The organism is Bradyrhizobium sp. OAE829 (assembly GCF_040546575.1).
GTDB lineage: Bacteria > Pseudomonadota > Alphaproteobacteria > Rhizobiales > Xanthobacteraceae > Bradyrhizobium.
Genome location: NZ_JBEPOE010000001.1, coordinates 6,680,463 through 6,696,865, shown reverse-complemented (window position 1 = coordinate 6,696,865; position 16,403 = coordinate 6,680,463). Strand labels below are relative to the sequence as shown.

The window sequence follows — 16,403 nt, the reverse complement described above, 5'->3', positions numbered from 1 at the left end:
AGCCCGGGTGGCGTGACCAGGAGCCCGTTCTACTTTGCATGGGGTTGTTTTCGCGATTTTTTGTCGGGGCCCAGTCCGGGTACCAAACTGGCGCAAACAAAGATGCGGACTATATGAGGGATCGTAGTCCGTCATATCAATCTCGCCAGCTGGCCCCTTGATCAAACCCGTCATCATCTTTCTGTCGTTGGTGTTTTTCCCGATCGGTGTATCGGCGGCCCGCTATTGGTCCGATGACCCGCGTGGAAGCTGGCAGACCGCGGACCGCTCCAGCGCCGGGCTCTTGCCCGAGGCATCCCGCCATCCCGATGCGGTCATTCGCATTTATGGCGCGCGCACGCTGCGGTGGAAGGCGATCTTCGCGATCCACACCTGGATCGTCATCAAGGAGCAGAACGCCGCGACCTACACCCGCTATGACTACACCGCCTGGGGCGAGCCGATTCGGACCAACGGCTTCGCGGCCGATGCGCGCTGGTTCGGCGCCACCCCCGAAGCCATCGTCGCGGTCGATGGCGAGGAAGCAAGTCGCCTCATTCCCAAGATCCGTCACGTCGTCGAAAATTATCGATTCCGGGCCTATGGCGACTACAGCCCGTGGCCGGGTCCGAACTCCAACACCTTCGTGCAGGCCGTCCTCAACGCGGTCCCCGAACTGATGGCTGTGCTGCCGCCCACCGCGATCGGAAAAGACTATCCCTACGAGGGCAAGTCATTCGGACTGACGGCTTCCGGGACCGGTGTTTTTGCGTCGCTCGGAGGTTATCTCGGCCTCACCATTGGATGGGTCGAAGGCCTCGAAATCAATTTCCTCGGCGCGGTGCTGGGCTTCGATATTCGCCGGCCGGCGCTGAAGTTTCCGGGCATCGGCCGATTGGGCATGGCGGCCGGAAGTTAGCACGCCGTTAACCTTTGCCGCCCGACCGGGTTGGCGTCACGCGAATGCGCGCGCGTCCTCGCTCGCATGATGCGGCAAATATTCATGCATGATGCGCGCTATTTGACCTCGCATTTGTGCACTGCAATATCTATGTAGGATTCAGGAAGGAAATCGCCCCAAGGACAACTCCGAAAAGGAGCCATCTAATGGCGAATGTTCTAACCACTGGGGCCTGGCTTTCTGCCCCGACCGAAAAGACTTCATTTTTTGCAAGATTGTTGCGCGCTCGTATCGAATCCAACGAGCGACGGGCTGCCCGTGCCGTTGAGGCGTACGTTACCGACCACGGGATGCAACAACTGTCCGATAATGCCGAGCGCCAGATTGATCGCTTGTTCTCCAGAGCGGGCCGATAGCCATGGTCACACTCATCATCATGCAGGTCGCAGCCAGGCTCGCTCGTTTTGGCAAACAGGCTCATGAGACGTGGCGCGAAACCCAGCGCCTCCGTCGCAGCCTTGCCGGCCCAGCGGAAGAATAGCCGCACCGCGCACGGTCCCCTTCGTTTCACCGGTCAGCCGGTGAAACGAGAGGGAAATGCGCGCCTCAGCCCTTGAGCGCGGTGACCACGACCTCGATCAAGGCGCCGCCACCGAGATCGGCCACGCCGACGGTGGGCGCGCGCCGGCAAATTGTCGCCGAAGAATTCGGTCCAAGCCGCGTCCATCTCCTTCTTCTTCGAGAGATCCGTCACAAAGATCGAGGCGCTGACGACGCGCGATCGATCCGTACCCGCCTCCTTCAGATAGCCCGCGATCTTGCCGAGGATGTTGCGAGTCTGCTCGCCCATCGCGACGCTGGTGTCGTCGGCGATCGTGCCGCCGACGAAGACAAAACCGTTGGCTTCAACGGCGCGGTGCATGATCGGGGTGCGGATGTTGCGGATGATGTTCATGATGTCCTCATCTTGGTTCTAGGGTGTGGAAGAATGAAAGCGGTCGATGCCGAGATCGCCGATCCGGGTCTGGGTGCCGCCGCTCGCGATCAGCTCCGTCATTACGGCGCCGGCGCCGGGGCCGAGCTGGAAGCCGTGCAGCGAAAAGCCGAACTGGTGAAAGAGCCCTGCATGGCGGGCGCTCGGGCCGAAGACGGGCAGTTCGTCTTTTGTGCGAGCCTCGATGCCGGCCCACGCGCGCACGATGGTGGCGCTGCGCATCACGGGAAATAATTCGAACACGGTGCGGGCGCTGATGGCGAGACTGCGCCAGTCCAGCACCGTCTCGTTGCGATCCTGGTCCGGCGTCGCCAGATGACCACCGCCGATCAGCACCGTGCCATTGGCGAACTGTTTGAAGGACAGCTTGCGGCCGCGCAGGATCACGACGGGATCGATGAAATGCGGCACGCGGGACGTGATCATCAGCATCGGCGCCACGGTCTCGACCGGCACCGGCTCGCCAAGATCAGCGGCGATGCGGCCGGCCCAGGCACCGGCGGCATTGACGAGCACCGGCGCGGCATAGGTTTCGGCACCGACATCGACCCGCCACAGCCCATCCTGCTTTCGAATGTTGGTTGCGGCGACGCCCTCAACGACGGTGGCGCCGAGCGCTTCGGCCTTGCGGCGGATCGCGGTGGTGGTCCGGGCCGGTTCGGCCGCGCCATCGCGCCGCGACACCACGCCGCCAGGGCAAGTCTCCGCCACCGCCGGCACCAGCCGCCGCAGTTCCGGCCCGTCAATCAGCTCCTCGTGGGTGAAGCCGAGCGCGTTCAGCTCGGCGACGCGCGCGCGACACGCTTCGAATTCGGCGTCGTTCTCGGCGACCAGCACCTGGCCGTGGCTTTCGAAGCCGCAGCTATCGTCGACCAGCGCTTCAATCCGCTCCCAAATTCCCATCGAGCGGATCGAGAGCGGGATCTCGGCGACATGCCGTGCAAGCTGGCGGACGCCGCCGGCATTCACGCCCGAGGCGTGGCGGCCGGCATAGTCCTTTTCGATCAGCACCGGCTTCATGCCGGCGAGGCACAGGTGAAGCGCGGTCGAGCATCCGTGGATGCCGCCACCGACGATGATGGCATCCGCAAGCTTCGTCATCCGCGCACCACCGCATTGACGTCGGCTTCGGTCTTCGGCACCGCCGCCAGTTCCGCCAGCGTGATCGGCTTCACCGGTGCGCGTAGCCGGTAGTAGCCGATCTCCTGGGGTGTCTTGTTACGGGCCTGCGCCATCAACTCGGTGACCGTCAGACCGCAGAGCCGGCCCTGGCAGGGACCCATGCCGGTGCGACGATAGGCCTTGAGCTGGTTCGGACCGGTCGCACCGATCGCGACGGCGTCGAGAATGTCCTTGGCCGATACCTCCTCGCAGCGGCAGACGATGGTGTCGCCTGAAGGGATGCGAAATTGCGGGGCCGGACGGAACAGCGTGTCGAGGAAAATGCGGCCGCGCTCGGCCTTTACCAGCGATGCCTTGAAGGTCGCCATCGGCGCGAGCCTGGCAGCAGCAGCCGGCGCCAGCGCCTCGACCGCAGCCCGGGCAGCGATACGGCCGCGGACAATGGCGGCTTCCGCGCCGCCGATCCCGGCCCCGTCGCCGGCGATCGCGATGCCTTCAACCGATGTGTTGCCGTCGCGATCGAGCACCGGCGACCAGCACAGCTGCAAATCATCCCAGCGATGTTCGATCCCTGCTGCCATCGCCAGGTTGACGTTGGGCACCACGCCCTGGTGCAGCAGCAGCAACTCGGCCGGAACAGTCTCGCGACGGCCGCCGGAGAGATAGGTCACGGTTGCGAGCTGGCCGTCGCCGGCAGCAGCGAGTTCGCTGACGCCGGTCACGACAGGCACTTTCGCGCGCACCTGCTTCATCAACGCCAAACCCTTTGCGAAATAGGGCGACGTCATGAAGGCGAAGGCGTGAGGCAGCGCGGCAAAATAATTTCGACGCTCGGTGGTATCGAGGATGCGGTCGATACGGCCGCCGAGGCGCAGGATCTGCGCGGCGAGCAGCCAAAGCAGCGGCCCCTGGCCGGCGATCACCGTCGGCCCGTCCGGCACGAGGCCCGACGATTTCAGCATCGTCTGCGCGGCGCCTGCGGTCATCACGCCCGGAAGGGTCCAGCCGGGAATCGGAAATGGCCGCTCCAGCGCGCCCGTTGCCAGAATCACCCGACGCGCCTTGACGAAGAACGACGCGCCGCCGACCGACACGCCGATCTCGAGATTGCGGTCGAGACTCCAGACCGTCGCGCGCTGCATGATCTCGGCGCCGCTCGATCGCGCCGCTTCGACGAGTTCCGCGCCCGCCCAATAGTCGGCGCCGAGATGGTCGCGTTCCGTGACCGGGGTCGAGGCAATGGCGCGCCAGACCTGGCCGCCGGGGCCGGCATTCTCGTCGAGCAGCAGCGTCGACAGGCCAGCCTCGGCCGCGGTCGCGGCGGCGAGCCCGGCGGGACCTGCCCCTATCACCACGACATCATAGCTGTCGCGCCTGGCGGTCGTGTTCATCGGCCGATCTCCCGCTTGCCCTTCTGGATCTCGATTTGCATGCCCTCGGCGACGGGCACCAGGCAGCCTTGCCGATTGCCGACGCCGTCGATGGTAACGAGGCAGTCGAAGCACACACCCATCATGCAATAGGGCAAGCGCGGCGCGCCGCTCACCGAGGTCGCGCGGCGCCACGTCACGGCCGGAGGCGAGCAACGCTGTGGACACCGTGTCGCCCTCGCGCGCCGCGACGGCGGCCCCGTCCACGACGATGTGCACGGATCGTCTGCTGTCCTGATCGGATCGTTTGAACATTGGCTGCCTCTTCGCCCCTTCGGGTCGTGTCGATGTCAGTAGTAGCCGCTGCCTGTCGCAGCATGGTTAGCGTCAAAGCGGCGGGCCGAGAACGCGCCGACCAGTTCCGGTTCGAGCGCGCCCGCCGCCACCATCCGCGCAATCTCGAAGGCGTGGTTGGAAGCCAGCGTCACGCCGGAATGACAGCAGGTGACGAACGCACCCGGCGCGCTCTCCGACTGATCGTAAATCGGGAAACCATCCTGCGGCATCACGCGGATGCCCGCCCAGGTCCTGATGACGTTGAGGCGCGCCAGATGCGGGAACGTGCGCTGCGCCCGATCCGCCATCACGGCGCTGACCGAATGGTTCAGCGTGCGATCGTCGAGTTGATCTTCCTTGCTGTCGCCGATCATCACCGTGCCCTCGTCGGTCTGGCGAATGGTGGTCAGGGGATGCGGCAGGAACGGCATGGTGCGCTCGGTCACCACGATCTGGCCGCGGGTCGGGCCCATCGGCGCCGACAGGCCGACCATCGGCGCTAGCGACTGGTTGGCGTTGCCGGCGGAGAGCACGACCTTGCCGGCGCGGATCTCGCCCTGCGCTGTCGAGAGGTGGAATTCGCCGCCGCGCCGCGCGATCGCCGAGACCGGCCGCTCGGGAAAGTACTCGATGCCGAACAATTTCAGCCCGGTGTGGAAGGCGCGGAAGGTGCGCAGCGAATTGACGTGGCCGTCCCAGGGACAGAAGCTGCCACCGGAGACCTCCGGACCGATCAGCGGCAGCATCTTTTTGACCTCGGAGGCCGACAGCATCTCCATCCGGTAATCGGCCGCGCCGACCTGGTTGTGCATCCGCGTCACAAGCTGCGCGCGCTGCGCAAACTCGTTCTCGCCAAGGGTCAGGTGGAAACCGCCATTCTGCTGCAGGGCCACGTCGAGCCCGGTCTGGTCCTTCAATTCGGCGGCGAGCTTGCCCCAGGTTTCGGAGGCCCGCATGGTCCAGCCGGTGTAGGCCGGCATGCCTAGGCCTTTGCTCTGCACCCAGACCAGCGCGAAGTTTGCCCGCGAGGCGCGCTTGGCGATGTCGCCCTCGTCGAGGACAACGACCCGCTTTCCGAGCCGGCCAAGACCCCAGGCGATAGCGGAGCCGAGCAGTCCGCCGCCCACGACCGCGACGTCATAGTCTTTTGACATATGGGTTCTCCTAGCGCCCCGGGTCGTTCTTGCCGGCCAGCACGCGGTCGAGCCCGTAGAAGCGGTCGAGCAGGATCAGGGCGGTCATGGTGATTGCGATCACGCTGGCCGAGACCGACGTCACCAGCGGATCGATGTTGTCCTGGATGTAGAGGAACATGCGAACCGGCAGCGTCTCGGTGCCGGGCGTGGCCAGGAAGACGGTCATGGTCAGATCGTCAAAGGATTGAATAAAGGCCAGCGCCCAGCCGCTGATGACCCCCGGCAGGATCAGCGGCAACGTCACGCGGCGGAACAGCGTCCAATCGCCGGCGCCGAGCGAGACCGCGGCCATTTCGATCGAGCGATCCATGCCGGTCGCCGCGGCCAGCGTCAGCCGCAGTGCGAACGGAAACACCACCACCACATGTGCGACCAGCAGTCCTGCAAAACTGCCGCCAATGCCGATCGCCGTGAAGAAGCGCAGGAAGGCGATGCCGAGCACGACATGCGGGATCATCAGCGGCGACAGGAACAACGCGGCGAGCGTGTCACGGCCACGAAAACTGTAACGGGCGATGGCAAGCGCCGCCGGCACCGCGAACAGCACCGCCACCAGCGATGACAGCGCACCCAACCCGAGGCTCACCCAGAAGGCATGGACGAACTCGGGATAATTCGCGATCGTCCTGAACCAGCGCAGCGAGAAACTGGTGGTCGGCAGCGACAAATAGCCCTCGGGCGTGAAGGCGACGAGGCAGACCACCAGGATCGGCGCCAGCATGACGACGACGAAGATCGTATGGAAGATCAGCGCGAGCGGGCCGTTGGTCCTCATCGGAACACCTCGGCGTAGCGCCGCTCGATCAGCGCGTTGCTGCCGACGACGATCAGCACCAGCGCCACCAGCAGCAGGACCGCCACCGCTGCGCCGAGCGGCCAGTTCAGCGTGTTGAGAAACTCGTCATAGGCGAGCGTCGCCGCGACCTTGAGCCGGCGGCCGCCGATGATGGCGGGCGTCGCGAAAGCGCTGGCGGACAGCGAGAACACGATGATCGCGCCCGACAACACGCCCGGCATGATCTGCGGCAGCACGATGCGGCGGATGATGGTGAACGGGCCGGCGCCGAGCGACAGCGCGGCGTTCTCGATTTGCGGGTCGACGCGCTGCAGCGCGGCCCAGACCGACAGCACCATGAACGGCATCATCACATGCGCGAGTGCGATCACGACGCCGGTCTCGGTGAACATGAAGGGCAGCGGCGAGCCGATAAGCCCGAGCGACATCAGGAGCTTGTTGACGAGCCCGTTAGCGCCGCCGAACAGCAGCGCCCAGCCCAGCGTGCGCGCCACCACGGAGATCAGCAACGGGCCAAGGATCACCAGCAGGAAGAAGCTCTTCCAGCGTCCGCTCATGCGGTTGAGGATGTAGGCTTCCGGCGCACCAAGCACGGCGGTGATCAGCGTCGTCAGCAGCGCGATGCGGAACGTCCGCCAGAACATCTCGGCAAAATACGGATCGGTCGCGACCTCGTGCCAGTTCTTCAGGATGAAGACCGGCTCGATGCCCTTGTACTGGCCCCAGTCGTGGAACGAGAGCATCACCGTCATGGCGAGCGGGATCACCAGTACGCCGACGAACAACATCAGCGCGGGCGCGGTCAGCAGCCACGCCGTGCGCGCATCGCGCCCGTCCGTCGCAGGTGCCGCGCTCATGCGGCATCTCCGGCGCGGCGCAGGCTCATGTCCTCCGGCCGCCAGGCGAGCCGAACGGCCTCGCCCTCCGCGGGTTGCGGCTGGCCGTCGTTCTGGCGGATCACGATCACCGCGCCGCATTCGCTCTCGCACTGGAACAGCCAGTGATTGCCCTGGAAGATGCGGGTGACGATCTTCGCCGCGAGCCCGGCGTCACCGAAGCCGATCCGCTCGGGGCGGATGCTGATCGTCACCGGACCCGCAAGGCCGGCCGGTGCCGGCGCGCTCCAGGAGCCCGCGATCAGCCGTCCCGGCGTGGCGGTCCGGTCGATGGTCGCGGCGAAATCATTGGTCTTGCCGAGGAACTGGGACACGAAGGCGGACGCCGGCCGCTCGTAGGTTTCCTGCGGCGTACCGATCTGCTCGATGCGGCCCTGGCTCATCACCACAATCCGGTCGGACAGCGACATCGCCTCGTTCTGGTCGTGGGTGACGAGAATCGTGGTGGTGCCGAGATTTCGCTGGATCTGGCGCAGCTCGATCTGCATCTCCTCGCGCAGCTTGGCGTCGAGGTTCGACAACGGCTCGTCGAGCAGCAGCACGCTCGGCCGGATCACGAGCGCGCGGGCAAGCGCGACGCGTTGCTGCTGACCGCCGGACATCCGCCGCGGATAACGCTCCTCGTAGCCGGCGAGCCCGACCATCTCCAGCGTGGCGCGGACGCGCTCGCGGCACTCGGACCGCGGCACGCGCCGCATCTCGAGGCCAAAGGCGACGTTCTCGGCCGCCGTCATATGCGGGAACAGTGCATAGCTCTGAAATACGATGCCGAGCCCGCGCTTCGCCGGCTGCACCACGGTCAGGTCGTGTCCCTCGAGCCGGATCGCGCCGCGCGAGGGATCGAGGAAACCCGCGATCATCTGCAGCGTCGTGGTCTTGCCACAACCCGACGGACCGAGGAAGGAGACGAACTCGCCCTTGCCGACAGTGAGACTGAAGTCATCGACCACAGTCTGGGCGCCGAACTGTTTTGCGACACGGTCGAGCTCAAGAAAGGACATGGATGCTTCCGGGTGCTGCTGTGGCAAAGCGCGACGATAGGCCTGCGGCGTCGCGCCGGACCATCGCCGAAATCGTGTCCGCCGGCGCCGAGTCTTGACTCGGCTCTTGGCTCAGCGCTCGACCTCGCGATTCCAGCGCTTGGTCCATTCCTCGCGCTTGTCGTTGATGACGGTCCAGTCGGGCGTATAGAGTTTCGCGGCGCGCTCGCCGATCGGAGCCATCTTGCCGAGCTCCGGCGGGACCACGACCGACTTCAATACCGGGCCGTAGCCGTAGTCCTTCAGCAGCACGAGCTGTATTTTCGGCTCGAGCAGTGTCTTGACGAATGCCGATGCAAGCGGCGATGCGTTCGGCTTGGTGATCGGACAGGCGGTCGTCAGCAACGTGGCCGCACCTTCCTTCGGATAGACGAAGTCGACGGGGAAGCCGGTGTTGGCGAAGCTCTGCACCCGGGCCGTGCCCCATACGGCCAGCACGGCCTGGCCGGACTGGAACAGCTCGGTCATCTTGCCCGGCGAAGGCTCATAGGCCAGCACGTTGGGATTGACGTCGGCCTTGATGATCTTGAAGCCGGCGTCGACATTGGCCTCGCTGCCACCGTTCATCCGGGCGAGCATCAGCAATGTGTGCAGGCCATAGGTGTTGTTGATCGGCGGAATGACCAGCTGCTTCTGGTACTTTGGATCCTTGAGATCGTTCCAGGAGGTCGGCGGCGCCCAGCCTTTCTCCGCGAAGATTTTGGTATTGTACATCAGGCCGGTTGCGACCAGACCAATGCCAACCGCGCGGTCGTCCTTGAAGCGTGCGGCCTCGTAGATATCAGCGGGAAGGCCTTCGAGCTTGCCGCAGAAGCCGAGCTGGATGGCCTGGTACATCGGACCGTCATCGACGATCGCCACATCGATCTGCTGGTTGCCCTTCTGCGCTTGCAGCTTGGCCAGCGTGTCGGTCGAGTTGCCGGCGACATATTCGACCTTGACGCCGTTCGCCTTTTCGAACGCCGGGATGACCTCGTCGCGGATCGTCTTCTCAAACGAGCCGCCGTAACCGGCGACATAGAGCGTCTTCTGCTGCGCCAGACCCGCCGACGGGGCTAAGGCGATCGCGGCAATGCTGACGGCTCCGACAAGGGCGAGATGCTTCATATCGATCGATCTCCATATCCGTTTGCTGGGTGACACCCGAAGCGCAACTGTTCTGACCCGTGTACGGTATCGCGGTACGATGCCATGTCGGATCCGCGTGGAGATTTGGCCTAAACCGGGTCCGCTCCCAACCGGTTTCGCCCAAAAAATCAGCTACCTCCACCCTTGATGAAAAAGATCGCAATCCCCGCTTTCGTCGTCCAATTAATAATGGCACCCTCTTCATGCCGAAATGTTATGAATGGAGAGAAAATGGCGCGGATCAATTCACGGCAGGTCGAAGCCTTCCGCGCGATGATGCTGACGGGCAGCGTGACGGAAGCGGCAAAACTGATGGCTGTGACGCAGCCGGCCGTCAGCCGATTGCTGCGCGACTTCCAGGCGCTGCTCAAAATGGAGCTGTTCGACAAGCGCGGCACCGGACTGGTGCCGAGGGCTGCCTCGACGGCGCTCTACATGGAGGTCGAACGGTCCTTTGTCGGTCTCGAGCGGATCACGGCGGCAGCCGAGGAAATCCGCAGCCGCCGGACCGGCACGCTGCGGATCGCGGCGCTGCCGGCGCTGTCCAACGGCTATCTGCCGAGGCTCTCCGGGCGATTCCTGATGGAGCGGCCGAACCTCAATCTGTCGTTCTTCGGCGTGATCTCACCGATTGTGGTCGACTGGGTGTTGAACAACCAATGTGACATCGGCTTCGCCGAAGTGCCGATCGCCCATGCGGGATTGTCGAGCGTGCGGTTGCCGGCGCCGGCCCGCGTCGCCGTTCTGCCAACCGGACACCGGCTTGCGGCCAAGACAACGCTGCAACCGCGCGATTTCGAAGGCGAGACCTTCGTGTCCCTGACGTCAGGATCGACCGGCCGGCATCTGATCGACCAGGCTTTCAATCGCGACGATGTCCGCCGGGTTCTCCGGGTCGAGACGAGCCTCTCGGAAATCATGTGCGGGCTGGTGTCATCCGGACTTGGCGTCGCGATCTGCGACCCGTTCACGGCGCAGGAGTTCGAGAACCGGGGCGTCGTGGCCCGCCCTTTCCTGCCGCGGATCGATTTCGAATTCGCCGCGGTGTTTCCGCCGCAGCGCAGTCCCTCGCCAGTGGCCCTGGACCTGGTGGAAGCCGTGCGGCAGGCGCTCAGCGGGATGAGCAACCCACCGCAAGGATAGGCCAGCCTTACCAGTTACGCTGGGCGCGGAAGGCGAGTGACAATGTGCCTTGGTCCTTGAGTTCGTACAGGGCTGCCGGCTTGACACTGACGGCCGGCAAGGCGGCGAGGCCGGAATATTGCTGATCCACCAGCGTGTACATCAGCTCACCCGTGAAAGTGAGGTTCTTCACGGGGGACCAGCGCGTGTTGGTGCCGATCTGCGCGACGTTGAAGTTCGGATTGCAGGTCGAGCCGGGTGTCAGGAAGGTCGTGACGGTGGCGCAGATATAACCTCTTGCCGTGGCATTGTAGCTGACCGACGTGTAGGAGCCGAACAGCGCTGAATTCCACTGGCTGTTCCAGTTGTGCGTGTAACCAGTACGAAAGCCCCACAGTTTGGTCGTCTCGATCCCATTGCCGGTCGTGAAAATGCCGTCAGAAACACCTCCAATACTCAGGCCTTGGTAAGCGCCCGCCAGGCCGCTGCTGCCATACATGGCGACGGTGGGTGCGACCAGACTCTGCCAGACGTAACGGCTGGCACCGTCCGAATAGCCGAATGAAAGATCGATGTCGTCGCCCGGGCCAGTCGGCAGGTTCTTGATCGTCATGGCCAACTGACCAGCCCAGCCCCACTTGTTGCTGGGATGGCCTGAGGTTTCCGCCGGGCCGTAGTAGCCCGCGTTGATGTCGTGCGCGGCTACCGAGGCCTGGAACATGCCCCAGGCCTGATCGACGCGAAGCATGCCGACGATGTCGGGAGACCGCGTGCCGCCGAAATTATTGCCGCCATAGGCGCCGGCCGCGAAGCCGGCCGCAGTGAGGCCCGACGCGTTCCACAAATTGGTCTGGTAGTAGGTGACCTGATCCTGCAGCGAGACCGTGCCGCTGATGCCCTGACCGAAATCGGCCGTATAGGAAAACTGGTTCACGCCGGTTTGATCGGAGTGGCCGCCGAGGAGCGCGTCAGTGATGTTGGCGGGATAGCCGGCGAAGGGTGCGTCGAACATCGATACAGCCCTGCCGATCGTGAAGCCGGCGAACTGGATGAACGCGAAGTTGACGGCGAACCCGCCGCCTGAGGTAGCGCCGTCGGCTTGGTTAAGCGGCGACGCCGAGTACGTCGTGCCACCGACGCCACCAGCGGCGGCAGCGGCATAGGTACCCGTGGTCCAGGAAAAATTCGCATCGAAGTAAGTACGGACCACGCCGTAATCGGTCGCGGTGCGGGTGTCGACGTTGAGGTTTTCGCGGGCGCGAGCGAAATAATAGTTGCTCAGCCGGCTCTTTTGACCCGCCAGGCCACTCCAGGCCGGGGTGCCCTGAATTCCGCCGCCGTTGAAGGTGACATCGGCGCGCAGGTAACCGCCGAGCTTGATACAGGTGTCGGTACCCGGGATGAAGTAGAAGCCGTTTCCATAAAGCGAGCAGATCCTGACATATTCGACTGCCTTGGCCTTGACTGGAAGATCCGCCGCCTGGGCTCCGCTCAAGGCGACAAGACATGCTGCCGTGCCAAGAACCGCACTGTTGAATATCTTCATGATCTGCTTGCCTGCTCTTTCGGAGTGGCCCTCGACAGGCCTGGCTCCGCGCCGTTCGAATCTTAGGTCGCAGATTTAGGTAACGATCGAGCAACGGACACCCTGCACAAGTGTCCTCAGACTTCTTTCCTGGCGAGTGTTACGCGAAAGGCACAAGGACCGGCTCTTCCCTCATAAAATGGAAGCACTGCTCTGCATCGTTTGCAGTGCTGCGCCTTGCGATGGCGATGATCGCGAAAAACATCGAAGCCGAGCGGGCACGGGCTAGACTAGAGGCCCAGGCTGCGACGATGCCAGCCTCTGCTGCGAAGGCCATCGAAAAAGATCAGGCAGCCGACACTACGGCTCATCGCGCTGCGTGGTTGTCGTCACCGGGACTGCAGCAACCGAGGTCGTTTTGGCACCTCAGGCTCTGGAAACGCTCAGGGCGGCGCCACTGTTCATGGAAGGAAAAAGCCCCAGCTCGGAGGCTTGCGAGCTGAGGCCAAGGCTTGCTGGACCAGATGCGCTGAAAGCCCAGCGGCGTGAGCATAGGCCCCGGTCGCGCCCTCATCTATCATCCGTTTGATTTACCTCGAATTTTCCAAACACAGAGGATTGCAACAGGGTAAGGTTCCATACCTTTTTTTCGCGCGGGAGTTACCCCGTATGCCTCGCTCCCCGTCCATCGTGCCCCATCGCGGCGATCACGACATCTATCTCGTGCTAAACGATTTTGGCAGGCTCGGACGCGCCTGGTGCGAGGCAGACGAGGAAGGCACCGACCGCGAGGCGCTGATCCGCCGTCTTCTGGAAGACCAGTTTAGCCATCCGGTGCGGATCGTCGCCTTCAATACGGCCGAGGGCTGGTCGCGCGACGTCACGGTCGATATTGCCGACGAGTTGCGTCGGCGCTTTCCTGAATTCGACGACGTGCCGCTCTCGGTGCAGGAGTTCCTGGAAACCGCTGTCCGGCGCTGAGCTGCAGCGGGACCATTGTCGTCCTCAACAATCACACCGCCGAAATCGAGGGGACTCAGTAATCCTTCTTGAGTATACCCAAACGGTCATGTTGCGTTTCGCTTAAGCCAGGGAGCCTGGCGAGGCGGCCAGGACGATCCTTTGCCGGCACCTGACAGGTCTCATGCGTTACAACGCCTTCGTCATCCAGGTCGCCACTCCAGGCACGAGATAGACCAGCGCGAGAACTGCTATGCTGATGACGAGGTATGGGACGACCGCCTGGAAGATATGCCCCATCGATACTTGAGGCGGCGTCACCCCCTTCATCGTCATCAGCAACAGGCCGTGGGGCGGCAGCAGCATTCCCAGTTGCATGCAGATCAGGAACAGCACCCCAAACCACACCGGGTCGATCGCAAGTGAGTTCACCAGCGGCATGAAGATGGGAAGCGTGATCAGCATCATGCTGACCTGATCGATGAAGACGCCGAGCGCGATCAGGATCAACAACATGACGATGACCAGGGCGTTGGCCGAAAGCCCGCTTTGCGTGATGATGTTGACGATGCCATTCGTGGCGCCCGAGAACGACAATATTTGAGAAAAGGTCGTTGCTCCGATGATGATGAAGAGAATCATCCCGGAGATAAGCACCGTGCCATGCAGGGACTGCCACAGAACTTTCGGCGTCAACGCCCGGTAGACTGCCGCGAGCACGATCGTCGCGAAAGCGCCGATCGCAGCAGACTCCGTCGGCGTTGCCCAGCCGGCCACCATCGCACCGACGACAAGCCCGAAGATCGAAACCAGCGGCACCACATAGAGTGCGAGCGGACTGAACCTCGCCCATCCGCTGTATTCCTTGAAATCGCTATCGGGCGCCAATTCCGGCTTGGATAACGTGCGCAGGATAATCCAACCGACGAAGAGAACCGAAAGAATGATGCCCGGCATAACTCCCCCGATGAGGAGCTTGGAGATCGAAATGCCGGAGAGACTCCCCAACAGAACGGCAAGGGCGCTCGGCGGAATCAGCATATCGACCGCGCCGATCGCCATGATGGGCCCCGTTGCCATCGTGGGATGATAGCCCCTCGACAGCATGATCGGCACCATCAGGCTGCCGAGCATCGCCGTCGTTGCGATGGTCGAACCCGAGATCGCGCTGAACACGGTTCCCGCCACCACCGCGACCACCGCAAGTCTGCCCGGGACGTGCTTGATAACCCTCTCGATGCCGTCGATGACCTTGACCGCCAGACCGGTGTGAAAAAGCACTTCACCCATCAGGACAAAGAGCGGAATCGGCGTCAGGGAGAACGTGGTGATCGAGGAGACCGAGCTTCGCACGAGCTGGGACAGGCCAGCTTCACCAGCCATAAAAAGGTAAGCTCCGATCAGATTGATAAGGAGAAACGCGAAGCCGACCGGCAATCCGGCGAACATCAGAACGGTTGATCCACCTAGCAGTAACCAGGCGGCAGCTTCCCAACTCATCATGACACCGACACCTGCTCGTTGCGCGGCTGCCGAGGTCCGTCGATAAGGCTTCGCAACCGGAAGATTGCCTCGAGCGACAACAGCACGAACACACACGGCAGCGGCGCCAGGCTCCACCACTCCGGATAGACGACGGTCTTGATGAGCATGGCGTCGCTGCCCGCACTGCGCGCGGTAACAATGAAGCCGTACCAGACGATCGCGAGGCAACAAACGAGCATCGCGCAGGCAGCAAGCAACTCCATCAGCCAGCCGATCCGCGCCGGCACCATGTGGAGCAGGAGATCAATCCGGATATGGCGACCGCTTCGCAACAGATACGGCGCCACCAGCAAGGTCATCAGATAGATCGCAGACTCAGACAGGTCGCTGGCCAAGGCAAACCCTCGGGGCATCCCGGGCACGGCTACGTTGCGAAGGAATACGTCAACGCAAATGGCCAGCATCATCCCGAACAGCAACGCGCATGCCAGGGATACCAACGCGAGGCAAAGTTTGCCAATCGACCGATCCAGCACATCCATAGACCACACTCTCGACACTGGCGGATGTCGCAATATCAGCGATTGCCGAACAATGCTTTCAGCTTTTCAGCATGCGCCGGACTCGCCTTGATCGCAGCGGCCCAGGCGACGCTGTAGGCGGTATCGACGAAGACCTTCGCTTTGTCGCCATCCAGCTTGATCGTCTGGATGCCGGCATCCGCCTGCCGCTTTTCCTCATCGACGGCGTACTGCTTCCAGAAGCCATTGCCGGCCTCGAGCTCCAGCGCCATGCTATTCAGGAGTTCGCGCTGCTTCTCGGTAAGGCTCTTCCATTTGTCCAAATTGACGATGATGGAAACCTCCGCATCGTAAAAGCCAGGATCGACGCGAAATTTGGTGTGCTGCTGCCAGTTCAGGTCGAATAGCCCACCGATCGGCCAGCCATAGCCATCAACCACCCCTCGCTCCAGCGCCGTATAGACTTCACCTGGAGCCGTCGTGACGACATTCGCATTGAGCGCCTGAAAAAACTCGCGATAAACCGGCGTGATCCGGATCTTGAGGCCGGTAAGGTCCGCCTTGTCGATCTTCTTGTTGAGATAGAGATGGAACGGCTGGTTCTCGACCATCCGTGCCAGGTACTGCATGTTGGCTTTCTCGTTCCACACCTTGTTGATGTAGTCGAAGGCCCCGTTCTTCCGTTGTTCGGCGACAGACCTTTCAGTGAGCTTCAACATGTCGGATTCGGGCATGACGTTGGTGTAAAAAGCCCCGGTCGACATGGCGATATCGACAACCCCCGTCTTCACGGCATTGCCGACTTCAAATGTGGGAATGGCGCGCGGCCCGCCAATGAAGTTTATCTGCAGGACCCCTTTGCCGCGCTCGTTTACCGATTTCACCCACTTCAAAAGATGGGAAACGTAAAAGCTGTTTTCCGGAAAGGCCGACACGAGACGCAGCGACACTTCCTGCGCCATTGCCGAAGCCTGAAACAGGATCAGGCAAGCCGCCGCACCCAACACACGTACGAGCTTCATTTTGTACTCC

Annotated in this window: 14 protein-coding genes and 2 pseudogenes; 3 read left to right on the top strand and 13 right to left on the bottom strand. The window is 63.0% G+C overall.

All coding sequences use genetic code 11. The annotated features are described in order from the left end of the window. Positions 1-157: 157 nt before the first annotated feature. Positions 158-898: a DUF3750 domain-containing protein gene (locus tag ABIE49_RS32180; RefSeq protein WP_210337182.1), complete on the top strand. Its 741-nt coding sequence runs from the start codon at positions 158-160 to the stop codon at positions 896-898. A 588-nt stretch (positions 899-1,486) separates the two neighbouring features. On the opposite strand, the pseudogene ABIE49_RS32175 reads toward ABIE49_RS32180, so the two are convergent. The 9 genes and pseudogenes from ABIE49_RS32175 to ABIE49_RS32135 form a co-directional block, all read right to left on the bottom strand. Then, a pseudogene (locus ABIE49_RS32175) lies at positions 1,487-1,835 on the bottom strand (RidA family protein). Between the two features lie 18 nt (positions 1,836-1,853). Beyond that, the gene (locus ABIE49_RS32170) at positions 1,854-2,975 is read right to left on the bottom strand and encodes an NAD(P)/FAD-dependent oxidoreductase (protein ID WP_192734960.1); all 1,122 of its coding nucleotides are present in this window, start codon (positions 2,973-2,975) and stop codon (positions 1,854-1,856) included. Further along, the gene (locus ABIE49_RS32165; protein WP_192734961.1) at positions 2,972-4,387 is read right to left on the bottom strand and encodes an FAD/NAD(P)-dependent oxidoreductase; all 1,416 of its coding nucleotides are present in this window, start codon (positions 4,385-4,387) and stop codon (positions 2,972-2,974) included. Before ABIE49_RS32165 ends, ABIE49_RS32170 begins: the two co-directional genes overlap by 4 nt. Then, positions 4,384-4,681: pseudogene (locus ABIE49_RS32160) on the bottom strand ((2Fe-2S)-binding protein). The gene ABIE49_RS32165 and the pseudogene ABIE49_RS32160 overlap by 4 nt, the downstream one beginning before the upstream one ends. Positions 4,682-4,716: 35 nt before the next feature. Then, entirely contained in the window at positions 4,717-5,856 is a 1,140-nt protein-coding gene (locus tag ABIE49_RS32155) for an NAD(P)/FAD-dependent oxidoreductase (RefSeq protein ID WP_192734963.1), read from the bottom strand. 10 nt (positions 5,857-5,866) lie between these two features. Next, positions 5,867-6,673, bottom strand: coding sequence for an ABC transporter permease (locus tag ABIE49_RS32150; RefSeq protein WP_192734964.1), 807 nt, complete (start codon positions 6,671-6,673; stop codon positions 5,867-5,869). Further along, positions 6,670-7,551, bottom strand: coding sequence for an ABC transporter permease (locus tag ABIE49_RS32145; protein ID WP_192734965.1), 882 nt, complete (start codon positions 7,549-7,551; stop codon positions 6,670-6,672). Before ABIE49_RS32145 ends, ABIE49_RS32150 begins: the two co-directional genes overlap by 4 nt. Next, positions 7,548-8,591, bottom strand: coding sequence for an ABC transporter ATP-binding protein (locus tag ABIE49_RS32140; RefSeq protein ID WP_192734966.1), 1,044 nt, complete (start codon positions 8,589-8,591; stop codon positions 7,548-7,550). The genes ABIE49_RS32145 and ABIE49_RS32140 overlap by 4 nt, the downstream gene beginning before the upstream one ends. A 111-nt stretch (positions 8,592-8,702) precedes the next feature. Next, positions 8,703-9,737 carry an ABC transporter substrate-binding protein gene (locus ABIE49_RS32135; protein ID WP_192734967.1) on the bottom strand — a complete coding sequence of 345 codons (1,035 nt, stop codon included), beginning with the start codon at positions 9,735-9,737 and terminating at the stop codon, positions 8,703-8,705. Between the two features lie 252 nt (positions 9,738-9,989). Here ABIE49_RS32135 and ABIE49_RS32130 point away from each other — a divergent pair, with 252 nt between their 5' ends. Beyond that, entirely contained in the window at positions 9,990-10,901 is a 912-nt protein-coding gene (locus tag ABIE49_RS32130; protein ID WP_192734968.1) for a LysR substrate-binding domain-containing protein, read from the top strand. Between the two features lie 7 nt (positions 10,902-10,908). Here the strand turns inward: ABIE49_RS32130 and ABIE49_RS32125 are convergent, their stop codons facing one another. Continuing rightward, complete coding sequence (locus ABIE49_RS32125; RefSeq protein WP_192734969.1) at positions 10,909-12,426, bottom strand: porin; 1,518 nt, start codon at positions 12,424-12,426, stop codon at positions 10,909-10,911. Between the two features lie 648 nt (positions 12,427-13,074). Here ABIE49_RS32125 and ABIE49_RS32120 point away from each other — a divergent pair. Further along, positions 13,075-13,386, top strand: a complete 312-nt coding sequence (locus tag ABIE49_RS32120) for a hypothetical protein (RefSeq protein ID WP_192734970.1) — start codon at positions 13,075-13,077, stop codon at positions 13,384-13,386. A gap of 168 nt (positions 13,387-13,554) precedes the next feature. Here the strand turns inward: ABIE49_RS32120 and ABIE49_RS32115 are convergent, their stop codons facing one another. From ABIE49_RS32115 to dctP, 3 genes are read right to left on the bottom strand one after another with little or no spacing between them, the layout of a single operon-like run. Next, on the bottom strand, positions 13,555-14,814 hold the full coding sequence (locus ABIE49_RS32115; RefSeq protein WP_354067105.1) for a TRAP transporter large permease: 1,260 nt from the start codon (positions 14,812-14,814) through the stop codon (positions 13,555-13,557). Between the two features lie 50 nt (positions 14,815-14,864). Further along, positions 14,865-15,392, bottom strand: coding sequence for a TRAP transporter small permease (locus ABIE49_RS32110; RefSeq protein ID WP_210337183.1), 528 nt, complete (start codon positions 15,390-15,392; stop codon positions 14,865-14,867). 35 nt (positions 15,393-15,427) lie between these two features. After that, the gene (dctP, locus tag ABIE49_RS32105) at positions 15,428-16,393 is read right to left on the bottom strand and encodes a TRAP transporter substrate-binding protein DctP (RefSeq protein WP_192734972.1); all 966 of its coding nucleotides are present in this window, start codon (positions 16,391-16,393) and stop codon (positions 15,428-15,430) included. Positions 16,394-16,403 lie beyond the last annotated feature (10 nt).

Coding starts and splice junctions, on each gene's coding strand:
- dctP (WP_192734972.1), bottom strand. CDS start 16,393: ATGAAGCTCGTACGTGTGTTGGGTGCGGCGGCTTGCCTGATCCTGTTT.
- ABIE49_RS32115 (WP_354067105.1), bottom strand. CDS start 14,814: ATGTTCGCCGGATTGCCGGTCGGCTTCGCGTTTCTCCTTATCAATCTG.
- ABIE49_RS32130 (WP_192734968.1), top strand. CDS start 9,990: ATGGCGCGGATCAATTCACGGCAGGTCGAAGCCTTCCGCGCGATGATG.
- ABIE49_RS32135 (WP_192734967.1), bottom strand. CDS start 9,737: ATGAAGCATCTCGCCCTTGTCGGAGCCGTCAGCATTGCCGCGATCGCC.
- ABIE49_RS32140 (WP_192734966.1), bottom strand. CDS start 8,591: ATGTCCTTTCTTGAGCTCGACCGTGTCGCAAAACAGTTCGGCGCCCAG.
- ABIE49_RS32155 (WP_192734963.1), bottom strand. CDS start 5,856: ATGTCAAAAGACTATGACGTCGCGGTCGTGGGCGGCGGACTGCTCGGC.
- ABIE49_RS32145 (WP_192734965.1), bottom strand. CDS start 7,551: ATGAGCGCGGCACCTGCGACGGACGGGCGCGATGCGCGCACGGCGTGG.
- ABIE49_RS32165 (WP_192734961.1), bottom strand. CDS start 4,387: ATGAACACGACCGCCAGGCGCGACAGCTATGATGTCGTGGTGATAGGG.
- ABIE49_RS32170 (WP_192734960.1), bottom strand. CDS start 2,975: ATGACGAAGCTTGCGGATGCCATCATCGTCGGTGGCGGCATCCACGGA.
- ABIE49_RS32150 (WP_192734964.1), bottom strand. CDS start 6,673: ATGAGGACCAACGGCCCGCTCGCGCTGATCTTCCATACGATCTTCGTC.
- ABIE49_RS32125 (WP_192734969.1), bottom strand. CDS start 12,426: ATGAAGATATTCAACAGTGCGGTTCTTGGCACGGCAGCATGTCTTGTC.
- ABIE49_RS32110 (WP_210337183.1), bottom strand. CDS start 15,392: ATGGATGTGCTGGATCGGTCGATTGGCAAACTTTGCCTCGCGTTGGTA.
- ABIE49_RS32120 (WP_192734970.1), top strand. CDS start 13,075: ATGCCTCGCTCCCCGTCCATCGTGCCCCATCGCGGCGATCACGACATC.